The 16,088-nt window shown below is 66.6% G+C and carries 17 protein-coding genes; 9 read left to right on the top strand and 8 right to left on the bottom strand.

Annotated features, from left to right (window positions below; translation table 11 throughout):
* Positions 1-31 precede the first annotated feature (31 nt).
* From HNP52_RS08735 to HNP52_RS08720, 4 genes are all read right to left on the bottom strand, one after another.
* Positions 32-481, bottom strand: a complete 450-nt coding sequence (locus tag HNP52_RS08735) for a MarR family winged helix-turn-helix transcriptional regulator (RefSeq protein WP_184165599.1) — start codon at positions 479-481, stop codon at positions 32-34.
* A 369-nt stretch (positions 482-850) separates the two neighbouring features.
* On the bottom strand, positions 851-2,263 hold the full coding sequence (locus tag HNP52_RS08730) for a coniferyl aldehyde dehydrogenase (protein ID WP_184165595.1): 1,413 nt from the start codon (positions 2,261-2,263) through the stop codon (positions 851-853).
* Positions 2,260-3,018 (bottom strand): SIMPL domain-containing protein, encoded by a 759-nt coding sequence (locus HNP52_RS08725; RefSeq protein ID WP_184165592.1) that lies wholly within the window; start codon positions 3,016-3,018, stop codon positions 2,260-2,262. The genes HNP52_RS08730 and HNP52_RS08725 overlap by 4 nt, the downstream gene beginning before the upstream one ends.
* A gap of 28 nt (positions 3,019-3,046) precedes the next feature.
* Complete coding sequence (locus tag HNP52_RS08720) at positions 3,047-3,814, bottom strand: A24 family peptidase (RefSeq protein ID WP_184165589.1); 768 nt, start codon at positions 3,812-3,814, stop codon at positions 3,047-3,049.
* A gap of 105 nt (positions 3,815-3,919) precedes the next feature.
* Between HNP52_RS08720 and HNP52_RS08715 the strand changes: the two genes are divergently transcribed.
* On the top strand, positions 3,920-5,107 hold the full coding sequence (locus HNP52_RS08715) for an acetyl-CoA C-acyltransferase (protein ID WP_184165587.1): 1,188 nt from the start codon (positions 3,920-3,922) through the stop codon (positions 5,105-5,107).
* Between the two features lie 96 nt (positions 5,108-5,203).
* The gene (locus HNP52_RS08710) at positions 5,204-5,488 is read left to right on the top strand and encodes a hypothetical protein (protein WP_184165584.1); all 285 of its coding nucleotides are present in this window, start codon (positions 5,204-5,206) and stop codon (positions 5,486-5,488) included.
* Positions 5,489-5,678: 190 nt separating this feature from the next.
* On the opposite strand, the gene HNP52_RS08705 is transcribed toward HNP52_RS08710, so the two are convergent.
* A complete protein-coding gene (locus tag HNP52_RS08705) occupies positions 5,679-6,155 on the bottom strand; it encodes an SH3 domain-containing protein (RefSeq protein WP_184165581.1) in 477 nt (158 codons plus the stop codon).
* A 99-nt stretch (positions 6,156-6,254) separates the two neighbouring features.
* On the opposite strand from HNP52_RS08705, the gene HNP52_RS08700 reads away from it, so the two are divergent.
* A complete protein-coding gene (locus HNP52_RS08700) occupies positions 6,255-7,253 on the top strand; it encodes a D-glycerate dehydrogenase (RefSeq protein WP_184165578.1) in 999 nt (332 codons plus the stop codon).
* Between the two features lie 159 nt (positions 7,254-7,412).
* Positions 7,413-7,859, top strand: a complete 447-nt coding sequence (locus HNP52_RS08695; RefSeq protein ID WP_260396029.1) for a PilZ domain-containing protein — start codon at positions 7,413-7,415, stop codon at positions 7,857-7,859.
* Between the two features lie 50 nt (positions 7,860-7,909).
* On the opposite strand, the gene HNP52_RS08690 is transcribed toward HNP52_RS08695, so the two are convergent.
* The 3 genes from HNP52_RS08690 to HNP52_RS08680 all read right to left on the bottom strand — a co-directional run bounded on the left by HNP52_RS08690 (position 7,910) and on the right by HNP52_RS08680 (position 11,484).
* Entirely contained in the window at positions 7,910-9,313 is a 1,404-nt protein-coding gene (locus HNP52_RS08690) for a nitronate monooxygenase (RefSeq protein WP_184165572.1), read from the bottom strand.
* A gap of 66 nt (positions 9,314-9,379) precedes the next feature.
* Positions 9,380-10,513, bottom strand: coding sequence for a glycosyltransferase (locus HNP52_RS08685; protein WP_184165569.1), 1,134 nt, complete (start codon positions 10,511-10,513; stop codon positions 9,380-9,382).
* Between the two features lie 107 nt (positions 10,514-10,620).
* Positions 10,621-11,484: an alpha/beta fold hydrolase gene (locus HNP52_RS08680; protein WP_184165566.1), complete on the bottom strand. Its 864-nt coding sequence runs from the start codon at positions 11,482-11,484 to the stop codon at positions 10,621-10,623.
* 18 nt (positions 11,485-11,502) lie between these two features.
* Here HNP52_RS08680 and HNP52_RS08675 point away from each other — a divergent pair, with 18 nt between their 5' ends.
* The 5 genes from HNP52_RS08675 to HNP52_RS08655 all read left to right on the top strand — a co-directional run bounded on the left by HNP52_RS08675 (position 11,503) and on the right by HNP52_RS08655 (position 15,985).
* Positions 11,503-12,867, top strand: coding sequence for a protein adenylyltransferase SelO family protein (locus HNP52_RS08675; RefSeq protein WP_184165564.1), 1,365 nt, complete (start codon positions 11,503-11,505; stop codon positions 12,865-12,867).
* 99 nt (positions 12,868-12,966) lie between these two features.
* Entirely contained in the window at positions 12,967-14,382 is a 1,416-nt protein-coding gene (gene astD / locus HNP52_RS08670; RefSeq protein WP_184165561.1) for a succinylglutamate-semialdehyde dehydrogenase, read from the top strand.
* 7 nt (positions 14,383-14,389) lie between these two features.
* Entirely contained in the window at positions 14,390-14,752 is a 363-nt protein-coding gene (locus HNP52_RS08665; RefSeq protein WP_184165558.1) for a hypothetical protein, read from the top strand.
* 229 nt (positions 14,753-14,981) lie between these two features.
* Positions 14,982-15,689, top strand: a complete 708-nt coding sequence (locus HNP52_RS08660; protein ID WP_311768428.1) for a Bax inhibitor-1/YccA family protein — start codon at positions 14,982-14,984, stop codon at positions 15,687-15,689.
* A gap of 5 nt (positions 15,690-15,694) precedes the next feature.
* Positions 15,695-15,985, top strand: a complete 291-nt coding sequence (locus tag HNP52_RS08655; protein WP_184165555.1) for a zf-TFIIB domain-containing protein — start codon at positions 15,695-15,697, stop codon at positions 15,983-15,985.
* Positions 15,986-16,088: the final 103 nt, after the last annotated feature.

Genomic DNA, 16,088 nt, shown 5'->3' with positions numbered 1-16,088 from the left:
CGCCCGGCTTAGGCGATAGCTGTCCCCGGGATCAAGCCTTATGCTCCAGATCCTGCACCGCGCCCTCGATCCGGTCCAGCATCGCGCGCAGCAGCACGCGCTCCTCGGCGGTAAACCCGGCGAACACCTGCTTCTCCAGCTCGATCGCCTTGGGCGCCACTTCCTCGTACAGTTCCCAGCCCGCCTTGCTCAGCGTCAGCAGGTGCGAGCGCTGGTCGCCCGGATTGCTCGCCCGGCTGATCAGCCCGCGCTCGGACAGCGCGATCGCCGCCCGGCTCACCGTCACCTTGTCCATCCGCGTCCGGCCGCACAAAGCCTGCTGGCTCATCGCCCCGCCCTCGGCCAGGATCGTCACGAGTCGCCACTCGGGAATCTTGAGCCCGAACAGCGCGCGATAGGCGCTGGCCACCGCGTCCGACACCGCGTTCGATGCGATCGACAAGCGATAGGGCAGGAAATCGTCCAGCTTAAGCACGGTCATGGCGTACACTCATTTATCGTATTTCTGCTTTCGCAACTGACAACGTTGGCCAATTGCATTTTTTGCAATGCTACCGGTAACATTACGCACTTGCGATATGAACCGCTGCGATGCACAAAGATCGGGCCTTTCAGGCATCCTCTCCTAAGACTTTCACGGCCGTCCTTCGGGGCGGCCTTTTTTTGCGCGTAACCGGCGGGCATATTCCCCTCCCTGCAAGGGAGGGGCAAGGGGTGGGTTAGAAAAGGCCGGGCTCGATGCCCGGCCTTTTCTGTTTCACCACGCGCCCCGTTGGGCTCGCTACGCTCGCAACCCACCCCCAGCCCCTCCCTTGCAGGGAGGGGAGCGAAGAGGCTCCACCGAGCTAACTTACTTCATCTGCCGCGCGATCGCCGCCCGCGTCTTCTTGCCATAAGGCGGCTTGAGCCCCGCCAGCCCGGCCACATCCAGCTTCGGCTGGCTGTACACCGCCTTGGCATGGCTGAACGTCCGGAAGCCGATCTCACCGTGATAGGCACCCATCCCCGACGGGCCGATGCCGCCGAAGGGCAGCTCTTCCTGGCTGACATGGAAGATCACGTCGTTGATCGTCGCTCCGCCCGAGATCGTCCGGTCGAGCACCGTGCGCTTCTCGCCCTCGTCCTTGCCGAAATAATAGAGCGCCAGCGGCCGGTCGCGCCGGTTCACTTCGCCGATCGCGTCCTCGAGCTTGCCATAGCGCCGCACCGGCAGCACGGGGCCGAAGATCTCCTCCTGCATCACCGTCATGTCGTCGGTCGGGTTGCGGATGATGTGGAGCGGCAACTTGCGCGAATTGGAGCTGCCCAGATCCTCGTTCGCCGGATTGACCGCGATCACCTCGGCACCCTTGGCCCGCGCATCCTCGATCCAGCCGGTCAGCCGCTCATAATGCCGGTCGTTGATGACCGCGGTATAGTCGGGGTTGGAGAGCAAAGTCGGATACATGCGCGTGGCCGCGGCGACGAGCCCGTCGACCACTTCGGCTTCCTTCTCCTCGGGCACCAGCATGTAATCGGGCGCCAGGCAGATCTGGCCGGCGTTGAGCATCTTGCCCAGCGCCACCCGCTCGGTCGTCTGGGCGATGTCGGCGGAGCGGCTCACCACCACCGGCGACTTGCCGCCCAGCTCGAGCGTCACCGGCACGAGGTTATCCGCCGCCGCGTGCAGGATGTGCTTGGCGATGCCCGTAGCGCCGGTGAACAGCAGGTGGTCGAAGGGCAGCTCGGCAAAGGCCTTGCCCGCCTCGGGCCCGCCGCTGACGAAGGCCAGCTCGGTCGCGTCGAAATAGCGCCCCGCCAGCTCGGCCATCACTTCGCTGGTCACGGGCGTGTATTCGCTGGTCTTCACCATCGCCCGGTTGCCCGCGGCGAACACGCCGGCCAGCGGGCTCACCACCAGCTGCACCGGGAAGTTCCACGGCGCGATGATCCCCACCACGCCCTTGGGCTGGTACTCGATATGCCCGCGCCCGCCGAGCAGCCCGAGCGGGAACAGCACCGGCTTGCGTGCCGGCTTCGCCCAGCGCGCGAGATGCTTGAGCGCATGCTTGAGCGGCCCGACCGAGGCGGCGATGTCGGTGATCATCGATTGCTCGCGGCTGCGATGCCCGAAATCCTCGCTTAGCGCGTCGCAGAGCTTGTCGGCATTGTCGGAGACCATCGCGATCGCGCGCTTCAGCCGGTCGCGCCGGCTGTCGAGCGAAACGGGCAGTTCGGCCATGAAGGCCGCACGCTGGGCGTCAAGCAGGTCGCGCATGCTCATCGTACCACCTCGAAGGTTAGGACCAGCCGGGCGCTGGTCTCGACGGATTTGGGCGTGATCGCAATCGGCACCGGCTCGGGCGCAGGTGCATTCGGAAGGCCGCCGATGCTCTCGCTGACGATGGCGTCGACACGCACCACGCTCGCATCGCCATCGACCGCGCGGATCAACCGCCCGAGCTTGACGTGCGACGCCGCCGCGATCGCCTCGGCTTCCGCAGTCCCGTTGGCCACCGCAGCCGCCATCGCTCGCTTGCGCGCAGCGCGCGCATCGAGGATTTCGAAGCCCTGCAGGCCCACATCGCTTCCGCCTGCCCGCGCTGCGAGCCCGGTGAGCGTGCCCGCCTTGTCCACCGGCGAGACCCTCGCCGCGACCGTCATCTCCGCGATATAGCCCTCGATCGCGCAGGCGCCGGTGGAAAGGCGTGCCGTCGCGTCATAGCGGTTGTCACCGCAATCCTTGCCGCGCACTTCTCGGATGGTGAGCGTGCCGGTGGTGATCCGCAGCTTCGTCCCGGCGACGCTGGCCAGCGCCTTCTCGACCGCCGCCTTGCCGGCGACCAGCGCGCGGCTGGCATCGTCGGGCAGCTTGCCCTCCCCGCGCAGGCTGTAGCTTATCGTGGCAACTTCAGGCGGCGTCTCGACCGATCCCGTCGCGAGCACCTGGATCGTCTCGGCGTCCCGGTCCTGCGCCGCGGCGTCTTGTCCGATCGTCAGTCCGAGCAGGATCCCCGCCCCCAGCATCACGCTTCGCATGCCCTTCTCCCTCTTTTTGGGCCCGAGCCTAAACCGGCATCGGTCCGATCGCCATTCCAAGCCACACCGCGAATGCGGCCGCCGCGAGCATCACGCCGAAGGGCAGCCGGTCGGTCGCGGTGATCCTGCGCCCGCCCAGCATCAGTCCGAGCACGCCCGCCAGTCCGATCAAACAGGCCGCAAGCAACACCAAAGGTAGCGCCTGCCATCCGAGCCAAAGCCCGATGCCGCCGAACAATTTGGGGTCGCCGCCGCCCAGTCCCTGCCGTCCGCGCAGCCTCCGGTAGCTCCAGGCGACGATCCACAGCACCCCGAAGCCCGCTGCGCCGCCGATCAGCCGGTCCTGTAACGCCGGCTGTAACCCGATGATTCCCGTGGCCAATCCGGCGATCGCCAGCGTCGCGGTCAACTTGTTGGGCAGCCAGAGCGCCTCGATGTCGAGCGCGGCGAGCGTCAGCAGCAGCCAGCCGAACACGGCACCGGCTGCCCCCGCCGGATCGGGCGAGGCGATGGCGGCCGCGATGCCGATTGCGCCCCCCACCATCTCGGTCAGGACATGCTGTACGCGGATATGCGCACCGCACCCCCGGCAGCGCCCGCGCTGGAGCAGATAGCTCAGAACCGGGATCAATTCGCCCGCGCGCAAGCCCTTGGCGCAAACATCGCAGGCGGAGCGTCCGCTACTGATCGCTTTTCCGGCCGGCCAGCGTATCGCCAGCGTCGCGATGAAGCTGCCGAAGACCAGCCCCAGCACCCCCAGCAAAACCGCCCATCCCCAGACCGGGTCAATCGTCATCTGGCACCCCGATCTGCTCCATGCCCCCGTCATGCCGCAGCGTGTCACTTTTGCAAACGATCACTTCCGATACTAGATGGTCCCAAACCAATGAGAGGATCCCAAATGTCCGCCGACGACGTCGTCATCGCTTCCTATGCCCGCACCCCGATGGGGAGCTTCCAGGGCGCGCTGGCAGAGGCTTCCGCCACCGATCTCGGTGCCGCCGCGGTGGGCGCCGCGGTCCAGCGCGCGGGGCTGAAGGGCGAGGCGATCGAGCGGATCTACATGGGCTGTGTCCTCCCCGCCGGCCTCGGCCAGGCCCCGGCGCGCCAGGCCGCGCTCAAGGCCGGCCTGCCCAATCACATCGAGGCCACCACGGTGAACAAGATGTGCGGCTCGGGCATGCAGGCGGCGATCATGGCCGCCGAGGCGCTTGCCGCCGGCTCGGTCGACATGCTGATCGCGGGCGGCATGGAGAGCATGACCAACGCGCCCTATCTCTCGCTCCGCCACCGCGCCGGCGCCCGGATCGGCCATGACGTGCTCAAGGACCACATGTACCTGGACGGGCTCGAGGATGCCTATGAGCCCGGCAAGCTGATGGGCAATTTCGCCGAGGAAGTGGCGCAGGAATATCAGTTCACCCGTCAGGCGCAGGACGATTTCGCCATCGCTTCGCTGGAACGCGCCAAGGCCGCCCAGGCGAGCGGCGCCTTCGACCGCGAGATCGTGCCGGTCGAGGTGAAGACCCGCAAGGGCGTGGTCCAGGTCGCCGCCGACGAGCAGCCCGCCAAGGGCGATCCGGCCAAGATCCCCACGCTCAAGCCCGCCTTCTCGAAGGACGGCACGATCACCGCCGCCAACGCCTCGTCGATCTCGGACGGCGCCGCTGCGCTGGTGATGACCCGGCTGAGCGTCGCCGAAAAGCTCGGTCTCACCCCCGTCGCCCGCGTCGTCGCGCATGCCGCCCATGCCCATGCCCCGGCCCGCTTCACCACCGCCCCGGTCTTCGCGATGAAGAAGGCGCTGGCAAAGGCCGGCTGGGCGGTCGGCGATGTCGACCTGTTCGAAGTCAACGAGGCGTTCGCGGCGGTCGCGATGATCGCGATGAAGGAACTGAGCCTCGATCACGCCGTGCTCAACGTGAACGGCGGCGCCTGCGCGCTCGGCCATCCGATCGGCGCGAGCGGCGCGCGCGTCCTCGCCACGCTCCTCTCCGCGCTGGAGACGCGCGGCGCGCGTCGCGGCCTCGCCTCGCTCTGCATCGGTGGCGGCGAAGCGACCGCGATGGCAGTGGAACTGCTGGACTAAATCCAAACTGCACCCCGGCGGAAGCCGGGGCCCAGGGTCACAAGCGACATCGTTCCTGGCTCTGGGCCCCGGCTTCCGCCGGGAACTGGAGGAAAGATGGTCTTCGATCTTCGAGGCGCACTACTCAAAAAGGCCGAGGTCGAATCGGCGCGCCTCGACGATTTCGAATTCCGCCTGCGCGCCCGCACGATGCGCCTGCTCGCGCCCTTGCTCGGCGTCGAGCCCGATCAACTGGTCGCCCGCATCGCGGTCGAACCCGATGAGGCAATCCTGGCCTCGCTCCCCGGGCCCGCTCGCGCCTGGTACGACGAAGCGCGCACTGAAGCCCGCCGCCAGCTGATCGCGGAACGCGGCGATCCCAGGCCGTACAAACTGGCGTGATTTAGCCTCTTCCAATGTAGGATTTCGCCTGACACGGTCGCCAGGCTCTTTCTCATCGCGAAGACAGAATCGTCATCCCGGGCGATGGCACCCGCCGGAGGCCGACTGGACGCTTGCGAGCGCCAATTTCCAAATTCCCCGAGCGCCCGGCAGCAACCCTAGCGAACTTCCACGTCGCAAAGGGACTGGTTCAGTTCACCGCTTCGCCCGGATCGGTGCCCCAGATATGGCTCTGCTCGATATAACCGCCGCGCCCGGCGACATCGAACCAGCACCAGCCGCTGGCGCAGCGGCTCACCCGGCCGACCACCCCCGGCGCCGCGCGCCAGCTTACCCGGGCATTGAAGCGCGGTGCGTCGCGCATCTCGCTCACCGTGCCGATCACCATCGCGGTGCGCACATCGTCGAGCAGGTTCGCCAGCATCCAGCCTTGGGTGCCGTCGGGATCCTCGACCTTGCGCCACTCGCCATAGATGTCGATCACCTTCAGCGGCAGCCCGCGGCGCTGGTAGAGCCAGTTCGACGGATAGTTGCGCCCCGGCCCGGTGCGCATCCGCGCCTTCTCGGCCTTGATCGAGACGAAATAGGGCGTCTTGCGCTGTGCGAATGCAGGAACGGCCAGCCCAAGCGCGACGACGCCGAGCACGACCCATTTCCCGAAACGCATGCGACCCCCATGAATATTGTGTGTGGGAACCGTTTACCCTGAGCAGCCCCTCGCCATCAACCGTTGACTGGCGCCCCTGCACCGGCCAAGCCGCCTTTTATGGCACAAGGCCCGCGCCCTTCCCGCCCCCGGGTGATCGTCACCCGCGCGCTGCCCGAGAGCATCGAGGCGCGCATGGCCGAATTGTTCGATGCCGCGACCAATCCCGGTGACGTGGCGCTAACCCGCGATCAGCTAGCCGCCGCGATGGCCGATTGCGACGTATTCGTCCCCACCGTCACCGACCGGATCGATGCCGCGCTGATCCAGGCCGCACCCGATCGCCTTCGCCTGATCGCCAATTACGGCGCCGGGGTCGGCCATATCGATCTCAAGGCCGCCCGCGAGCGCGGGATCACCGTCACCAACACTCCGGGCGTGCTGACCGAGGACACTGCCGACATGGCGCTGGCGCTGATCCTCGCCGTGCCGCGCCGGCTGGTCGAAGGCGATGAACTGGTCCGCCAGGGCGCGTGGAAAGGCTGGGCACCCACGTCGATGCGCGGCCACCGGATCGGCGGCAAGAAGCTCGGTATCCTCGGCATGGGCCGGATCGGCCAGGCCGTCGCGCTCCGCGCCCGGGCCTTCGGCCTGCAGATCCACTACCATAACCGCCACCGCCTGCCCCAGGTGCTGGAGGCCCAGCTCGGCGCCACCTGGCACGGCGAACTCGATTCGATGCTCGAGGCGTCGGACATCCTGACGATCCACACGCCGCACACCGGTACCACCAGCGGCCTGATCGACGCCCGCCGGCTCGATCTGCTCGGCCCCAAGGGGTGGCTGATCAACACCGCCCGCGGCGAAATCGTCGATAATGAAGCAATGATCGCCGCGCTGACCGAAGGCCGCATCGCCGGCGCCGGGCTCGACGTCTATGTGGGCGAGCCCGCCGTCGACCCGCGCCTGATCGCGCTCGATAATGTCGTGCTGCTTCCGCACCTCGGCTCGGCCACTTTCGAGGGCCGCGAGGATATGGGCGTGAAGGTGATCGCCAATATCCGCGCCTGGTCCGACGGACACCGCCCACCTGACCAAGTACTCGATGGCTGGGTGTAGTTTATCTTATAAATACTTTGGATTATTTGGAACAATAGCTCCAATCCGGAGCATCTTCCGCCCAATTAACCAAGGTCAGCAAGTCCTCGGTAAACGCATTTCCACGTAGTTATACCCTACGCAAAGCCACCTATAGGGTGCACCGCAAGGGGGACTTGAATGCAACCGAGAGAATCGAGGCGGGAGGTCGTCATTCCCGCCCAGATGCGCAGCAAGCGAGGATGGTCTGACGTAACCATCCGCAACATCTCGCCGCATGGCATGATGTTGCTGGCGCCGTTCCCGCCCAGGCCGGGAACCTATGTCGAGGTCCGCCGGGCCTCGCTGGCGATGGTTGGCCGGGTCGTGTGGGTGAAGGGCAAGACGCTCGGCATCCAGCTGATCGAGCGGCTGAACTTCAACGCCCTGCTGCGCGCCGCCAACGAGACCTTGGCCATCACCAGCAACCGCACGGCGCGGAACAGCGAGCCGCAGGCACCCGCCCCGACGCTGCCGGCCGATACCTCACCAAGCATCTTCCAGAGCTGGCTACGCGCCGGCATCGACCTTATCCGCGGCCAGAGCCGCCGCGACACCGCCACGGCGGATCTTACCGAAGCTTCCTGACGACTTTCCAAGACGTGGCCGAAGCCACGCAGGAAACCCCTCGATCGCCCTTAGTCGCCCGTCAGGATCCGGTCCACCAGCTGCTTCACCGTCGGCACGAAACCGTTCGAATAGAACGGGTCCCGCTTGAAGTGATAGGCAGCGTGCCCAGCGAACATCAGATTCTCGTCGGTCGGACCGCCATGCGCGATGTCCTGCAGCGTCTTCTGGATGCAGAAGCTGCGCGGGTCCGCCAGACGCCCGGTCGAGTTGGTCTCGGTATCCGCCCAGGACGAGAAGGCGCACTGGCTCAGGCAGCCCATGCAGTCCTTCTGGTCGGTGCGGATGATCTGCTGCTCTTCCGGCGTGACGAACACGAGCGTGTTGTCCGGCGTCTTGAGCGCGGCGGTGAAGCCGTTGCCGAACCACTGGCGCGCGCGCAGCAGATCGTTGCGCGTCACCCAGAAATTCTTGCCCTTCACGCCCACATCGAGCTGGAAGGTGTGGTCGCCCGCCTCTTCCGTCGAATAGGGGATCTGGCGCTCCGAGCGCGCCTCGAGGTTGCGCAGGAACGGGTTGCGCACGGCGCTCGAATAGAAGCCGGTCGGCGAGAAGCGGTGCAGCAGCACTTCGCCTTCCTCGATCTCGGTCAGCTTGGCCTTCCAGCCCTGCGGGATCGGGCTTTCCTGGGTCAGCAGCGGGCGCGTGCCAAACTGGAAGGCGATCTTGCCGAGCTCGGGATTGTCGATCCAGTCGTTCCAGTCGCGCAGGAACCAGACGCCGCCGGCCATCACGATCGGCACATCGTCCGAGATGCCGCCCTCGCGCATCACCGCGCGCAGTTCCTTGACGCGCGGATACGGGTCCTGCGGCTGCAACGGATCCTCGGCGTTCGACAGGCCGTTATGGCCGCCGGCAAGCCAGGGATCCTCATAGACCACCGCCGCCAGCCACTCGCTCGCCTTGGAATAGGCGCGCTTCCACAGTGCGCGGAAAGCACGGCCCGAGCTGACGATCGGCAGATAGTTGACGTTGTACGACGCCGCGATCTCGCTGAGCTTATAGGGCATGCCCGCGCCGCAGGTGACGCCGGCCACCATGCCGCGGGTACGCTCGAGCACACCGTGCAGCACGCGCTGCGCGCCGCCCATCTCCCACAGCACGTTGATGTTGATCGCACCCTTGCCGCCGGCGATCTCGAAGGCCTTCTTGACCTGCTGGACGGCGCCCTCGATCGCGTACTGGATCAGCTCCTCATGGCGCTCGCGGCGCGTGAGTGCGTTGTAGATCTGCGGGATGATCTTGCCGTCGGCATCATAGCTGTCGGCATTGACCGCGGAGACCGTGCCGATGCCGCCCGCGGCGGCCCAGGCGCCTGCGCTGGCGTGGTTGGTGGCAGCCACACCCTTGCCCCCCTCGACGATCGGCCAGACCTCGCGGCCGTTGTACAGGATGGGCGACAGACCCTTGAACACAGAACCTCCAGACTAAAAATTCGGGCGACGCTAGACGCATTGGACGCAACAAGCGAGCAACATTCGTTATTGCAGTGCGTCAGGCCGTCCCATTGCGGCGCCATAGAGCCGCGCATAGGCGGCGATCATTTCGCTCTCATCGTAGAACGCACGGGCGCGCGCGCGGTTCTCCTCGCCGACGAGCCTGCGCTCCTCGGGATGCTTCACGAACATGTCGATCCGGTCGCGCAGCACCACTTCGCTGCGCTCGGGGGGCAGGAAGTGGCGGTTGCGGTCTCCCACCATCGCGGGAATGTCGCCTACCATCGGCGCCACCACCGGCAGCCCGGCGGCCATCGCCTCGAGCACCGAGAGCGGCGCCTGCTCGCTCTTCGAGGAGAGCGCGAACACGTCGAACAACCCCATATAGCGGTGCGGCTCGCGCAGGAATCCGGGCAGGATCACGTCATCCTCGATCGCCATCGCCTCGGCGGCATCGAGGATGGCCTGGCGTTCGGGGCCCTCGCCCACGATCACCAGCTTGAAGCGCGTGTTGAGCCCGGCGACGGCGCGGACCAGCATCGGCAGGTCCTTGACCGGCCGCAGCCCCGCCACCGCGCCGACCACCAGCGTACCGGGCCTCTTCTTCTTGAGCTCCGGGATCAGCTCGACATCGGGCTTGCCGGCGAACTGCATCGTCGGGATGCCGTTGGCGATGCGGAACAGCCGGTCGGCGGGCTGGCGCCAGTGCTTCAGCGCGATCCGCTCGAGCACTTCGGAGGGCACCACCAGCGCATTGGCGGCGGGCAGCGCGATCCGGCGATACATGTTGCGCACCGGGCTGAGCCGCTCGGCCTCGTCCTGGTTGAACCCGTCCTCGTGGTGGATCACCGGCGGCAGGCCCTTGCCGAACACCCGCGCCGCCATCACCCCGTCGATCGCCCCCCAGTTGTAGGTCAGCACCAGGTCGAACCGGCGCATGTAGCGCGCGATCGCCTCATAGCGCTTGGCCGAGGGCTTGCCGGAGAGCGGTGGCGGATCCAGCGCGATCTCGTACTTGATCCCCTGGGCGATCATCGCCCGCGCCTCGAGCTGGTCGGGCATCGCCGACACGATCGTGTGCCGCGCCTTGTCGCCGAACGCATTCATCAGCCGCACGGCGCGCGCTTCCTTGCCGCCGAGGTTGAAGGTCGAATGGAGATGAAGGATGTGGATGGGCATCGTTGGAAAGGCTCGATAGTCAATCCGTCATCCCGGCGAAAGCCAGGATATCGCGTGGCAAGAGTTCGACACGTGCCACGGGATCCCGGCCCGCGCCGTGACGGCGATCAAATCTTCGCCAGCAGCCGCTCGATCCCCGCCACCGCCTCGGGCTCCTCCAGCGTCGGGGCATGGCCGATGCCTGGCACCGTCACCAGCTCGGCACCCTGCACCCGCGCCACCATCCGCTCGGCGGTGTCCTCGCTCAGGATGTCCGAGCGCTCGCCGCGCACGATCAGCAGCGGGCGGCCGTTCATCGCATCGATCGTCGGCCACATGTCCGGCCCGGTCTCGTTGCCCGGCACGCGGAACGGCTCGGCGATCTTCATGTCATAGTCCAGCACGATCCGCCCCGAGCTGTTCACCCGGTAGAGCCGCTTGGCCATGCGCAGCCAGTCCTCGATCCCATAGTCCGGATAGACATCGGCATTGCCCTCGGCGACGCCGCGCGCGGCGTGCATCCAGGTCGGGTACCACACCGCCTTGCCGACATAGGTGCGGATCCGCGCCAGCCCGGCCGGATTGATCTCGGGCCCCACATCGTTGAGCACCACGCCCGCCAGCTTGTCGCGCTCGGTGGCGGCGAGCAGCATCGTCACCAGCCCGCCCAGCGAGGTGCCGACCGCGACGAACCGGTCGACCTTCAGCTCCTCGAGCAGCGCTTCGACGTCCTGGAAATAGGTGAGCGGCACATAGGACATCGGGTCCTTGGCATAGCCGCTCTCGCCGCGCCCGCGGAACTCGACGCACAGCACGCGCCACTGCCCCGCCAGCCGCTCGGCCAGCGCCTCATAGTCGCGTGCATTGCGGGTCAGCCCGGGGAAGCACAGCACCGGTGGCTTGTCCGCCGGGCCTGCATATTCGCGATAGTGGAGACGAATCCCGTCCCGCGACCACCAGAAACCGTCGGAATAGTTGCGTCGCTCGGCCATCCTTCCCCATATCGCTGCATGGACTTCACTCCGCAACAGGCGATCCTCGAACTCGGCGACAGCTTCTACGATCCCGTAGCAGCCGCGCGCTTTCCCCAGACAATCCTGCGCTTCCGCAACGATCGCGCGGCGGCGCAGGTCGGGCTGGAGGGCCTGTCCGACGAACAATGGATCGCCCATTTCGGCCGGTTCGAGCCGCTGAAAGGCAGCCTCCCGACTCCGCTGGCGCTGCGCTATCACGGCCACCAGTTCCGCGTGTACAATCCCGAGATCGGCGACGGCCGCGGCTTCCTGTTCGCCCAGATGCGTGATGACAAGGGCCGGCTGATCGACCTCGGCACCAAGGGATCGGGCCAGACGCCGTACAGCCGCTTCGGCGACGGCCGACTCACCTTGAAGGGCGGCGTCCGCGAGATCCTCGCCACCGAGATGCTCGAGGCGCTGAATGTCGAGACCAGCCGCACCTTCTCGCTGATTGAGACCGGCGAGGAACTGTACCGCGGCGACGAGCCCTCGCCCACCCGCTCCTCGGTGCTCGTCCGGATGAGCCACGGCCATATCCGCATCGGCACCTTCCAGCGCCTCGCCCATTTCCAGGAGACGGAGGCGATGGAACGCCTCGTCGCCTATGTGCTGCGCCAGTTTTATGGCGAGGAACCCGGCGAGGATGCCCCCGCCCGGCTGCTCGCCCATGTCGCCGAGCGCACCGCGACCATGGCCGCGCGCTTCATGGCCGCCGGCTTCGTCCACGGCGTGCTCAACAGCGACAATATCAACGTCACCGGCGAAAGCTTCGATTACGGCCCCTGGCGCTTCGCTCCCTTCTGGGAATCGGGCTTCACCGCCGCCTATTTCGACCATGCCGGGCTCTATGCCTTCGGCCGCCAGCCCGAGGCGATCTACTGGGACGTGATGCAGCTCGCCATAGCGCTGCGCCAGATCGCCGCCGAGGAACCGCTGATCGCGGCGATGGAGGGCTTTGCCGACGTCTATCAGCGCGAAGTGACCGCCGCGCTGCTCTGGCGCCTCGGCGTCGCCCCGCGCAGCGCGGAGGCCGACCGGGTGCTCGCCGGCGTGCTCGAAAAGGCACTGGCGGAGACGCTCACCCCGATCGACCAGTTCTTCTTCGATGCGTTCGGCGGCACGCTGCCCGAGGAATATGGCGAAGCATTCGACGATCTGCGCGGCCAGCTCGCCTTCTACCAGCCCCGCAAGGCCCGCGATCACGGCTATTGGAGCGGCGCACCCTGCTCGATGCTGATCGACGAAGTCGAGACGATCTGGGCATCGATCGCCGAGTCGGACGATTGGGAGCCTCTCCACGCCAAGGTGGCGGCGATCCGCCGGATGGCGGAGGCCCTTGGGGGTTCCGATAAGGCATAGCCATCGTCAGAAACGTGCCGGGGCCTGGCACTGGCCTCGCCGCGAAAATTGGTGCAAGAGCGCCTGAACCTTCCTGAAAGACCAAGTTCCCCTACATCGATGCCCGGCACGGAAATCATCTCGACCGAACCCGCAACCGGCGCCGTGCTGTGGCGCCAGATGAGCGGAGACGCCGACAAGGAAGTCGCCCTTGCGCGCGCCAGCTGGGCCGCCTGGGCCGCCCATCCCCTTGCCTATCGGATCGAGGCGCTGCGCCGCTTCGCGAACGTGGTGCGGCAGAAGGCGGATGCCTTCACCGACCTGCTCGCGCGGGAGACCGGCAAGCCGCTCTGGGAAGCACGCACCGAAGTCGAGACGGTGATCGCCAAGGTCGATATCTCGATCACCGCCTATTCGGAGCGCACCGGCCAGCGCCGCATCGATGCGCCGATGAACACCCGGCTGGCGCTGCGCCACAAGCCGCACGGCGTGCTGGCGGTGCTCGGGCCTTACAATTTCCCGGTCCACCTGCCCAACGGCCATATCGTCCCCGCGCTGCTCGCGGGCAACGCGGTGGTGTTCAAGCCATCGGAGAAGACCCCGGCCTCGGGCGCCTTTCTGGTCGATTGCTATCACGCCGCCGGCATTCCGGAGGGCTGTGTCCGCCTGCTGATCGGCGGTCCGGACGAGGGCAAGGCGCTTGCCGGCCATCCGGACATCGATGGCCTGCTGTTCACCGGCTCGGCCAATACCGGCATCGCGCTCAACCGCCAGTTCGCCACCCGGCCCGAGAAGATCCTCGCGCTCGAGATGGGCGGCAACAATCCGATCGTCGTGTGGGACACGCCCGATCTCTATTCGGCCGCCGTGCTCGTCGTGCAGTCCGCCTTCACCACCGCCGGCCAGCGCTGCACCGCCGGCCGCCGCCTGATCGTCGACGAGAAGCTCTACGATCCGCTGATGGCCGAGCTCAACAAGCTGATCGGCCGCCTCATCATCGGCGAGCCGCACGCTGATCCCGCCCCGTTCATGGGCCCGGTGATCGACAATGACGCCGCCGACATGCTCACCGAGAGCTTCCTCGCCCTCTCCACCATGGGCGGCTGGCCGCTGCGCCACATGGAGCGCCCGATCGAGGGCCGTCCGTTCCTCACCCCCGGCATGATCGACATGACCGAGGCGAAGGAGAAGGTCGATGTCGAGCTGTTCGGCCCGATCCTCCAGGTCTTCCGGGTGGACAGCTTCGAACAGGCGATCGTCGAGGCGAACGACACGCGCTACGGCCTGTCCGCCAGCCTGGTCTCGCAGGATCCCAAGCTCTACGACCAGTTCTGGGCGAATATCCGCGCCGGCATCGTCAACTGGAACCGCCCGACCAACGGCGCCTCCTCGGCGGCGCCGTTCGGCGGCGTGGGCTGGTCGGGCAACCACCGTCCCAGCGCCTATTACGCCGCAGACTATTGCGCCTATCCGGTGGTCTCCTCGGAGAGCGAATCGTCCCGCGCCTCGATGGGCGTCGGCCTGCGCGACGGCTGACCTGGCCATGGGGTACGATCTCCACATCACGCGTCGAGAAGACTGGTCCGATGAGGGCCATGATATTTCGTTCGAAGAGTGGCAGGCCTATGTCGCCGGCGATCCGCAGATGCGTATCGACGGTTTTGCCGAAACGGTGTCGGGCTCGGGAGAGACCATACGGATCGAGGCACCAGGGCTGACCCTTTGGACCCGCCCGTCCGCCGATAACGATCCGCGATGGTTCCATCATTTCCGCGGACGCATTGACGTCAAGAATCCGGACGCCGAACTGTTTCCGAAAATGTGGCATATCGCACAGCACTTCGGCGCGCGGGTGCAGGGTGACGAGGGCGAATGCTACGACGGGAACGGCAACATCATCAGCTGACCGCACCAGCAACACTTTGTTACCGTCGCGTCGTTGAAGCGGCCATAACCGCCCCCTAGATTATCCCTTGCGGACCGGGCCCCTCTGGCGAGGGCTTTCAAAGCCCTCGTGATGTCGGACCGCATCGAGCGCGCTCGGTGCAGGTTTGGACGGTACTCCCCCTTCCCTCCCCACCAAGCCTGAGCCGGGTGCCGCTCGATCGAACTTGCTTCGATTGGAGTTTTCGCACGTGAACCCTCTTTACCAGATCCCCCGCACCGGCGCTGCCGCGGCGCGCTTTGACGAGGGACTGCGCCAGCACATGCTGGGCATCTATCGCAACATGGGGATCGGTCTGGCGATCACCGGCCTCGTCGCGCTCGCCGTGGCGAACACGCCGGCGCTGGTCGCGCTGATCTTCGGCACGCCGCTCAAGTGGGTGGCGATGTTCGCGCCCCTCGCCTTCATCTTCTTCTTCCAGTTCCGCATCGAGCGGATGAGCACCGCCGGCGCCCGCACCGCCTTCTTCGCCTTTGCCGGCGTGATGGGCGTGTCGATGGCAAGCATCTTCCTGGTCTTCACCGGGCAGAGCATCGCCATGGCCTTCTTCGCCGCCGCCGCGATGTTCCTGGCGCTGAGCCTGTTCGGCTACACCACCAAGCGTGACCTGACCGGCATGGGCACCTTCCTGTTCGTCGGCCTGATCGCGGTGGTGCTGGTGAGCATCGTCAACGTCTTCATCGGCTCGACGATGCTGCAGACCCTGCTCTCGATCGTAGGTATCGGCGTATTCGCCGGCCTCACCGCCTGGGACACGCAGCGTCTGAAGAGCGAATATGCCTATTACGGCCGCAGCGAAGCCGCCGACAAGCTGGCGATCATGGGCGCGCTGTCGCTCTACCTGAACCTGATCAACATGTTCCAGCTGCTGCTGAACCTGGTGGGCGAGAAGGAGTAACCGGCATGGCCAGCTTCACCTGCCCCGTCGACGGCACCGTGCTGGTGCCGGTCGAGCGCTCGGGGATCGAGATCGACCATTGCCCCAGCTGCCGCGGCGTATGGCTCGATCGCGGCGAGCTCGACAAGATCATCGAGCGGAGTGCCGTTTCGGCGGCGCCCGTTCAGGCCCAGGCGCCGCAGCCGCAATATCGCGAAGAGCGCCCGCGCTACGATGATCGTGGCGGCTACGGCCATGGCGGCGGGAAATATCCGCCGAAGCGCCGCAAGTCGTTCCTCGAGGAACTGTTCGACTGATCCTTTCCCAGCCCGTGTGCACGGCGCAGTCACACGGGCGGACGGGAGCGCGGCCCTTCCACCCCCTCACCTGCGAGGGTCGCGCCCCGTCCAACCCCACTTC

It is taken from the genome of Sphingomonas kyeonggiensis, from assembly GCF_014204495.1.
GTDB classification, from domain to species: domain Bacteria; phylum Pseudomonadota; class Alphaproteobacteria; order Sphingomonadales; family Sphingomonadaceae; genus Sphingomonas; species Sphingomonas kyeonggiensis_A.
Note: the sequence above shows the minus strand (reverse complement) of the source record. Positions and strands in the feature narration are given on the sequence as shown.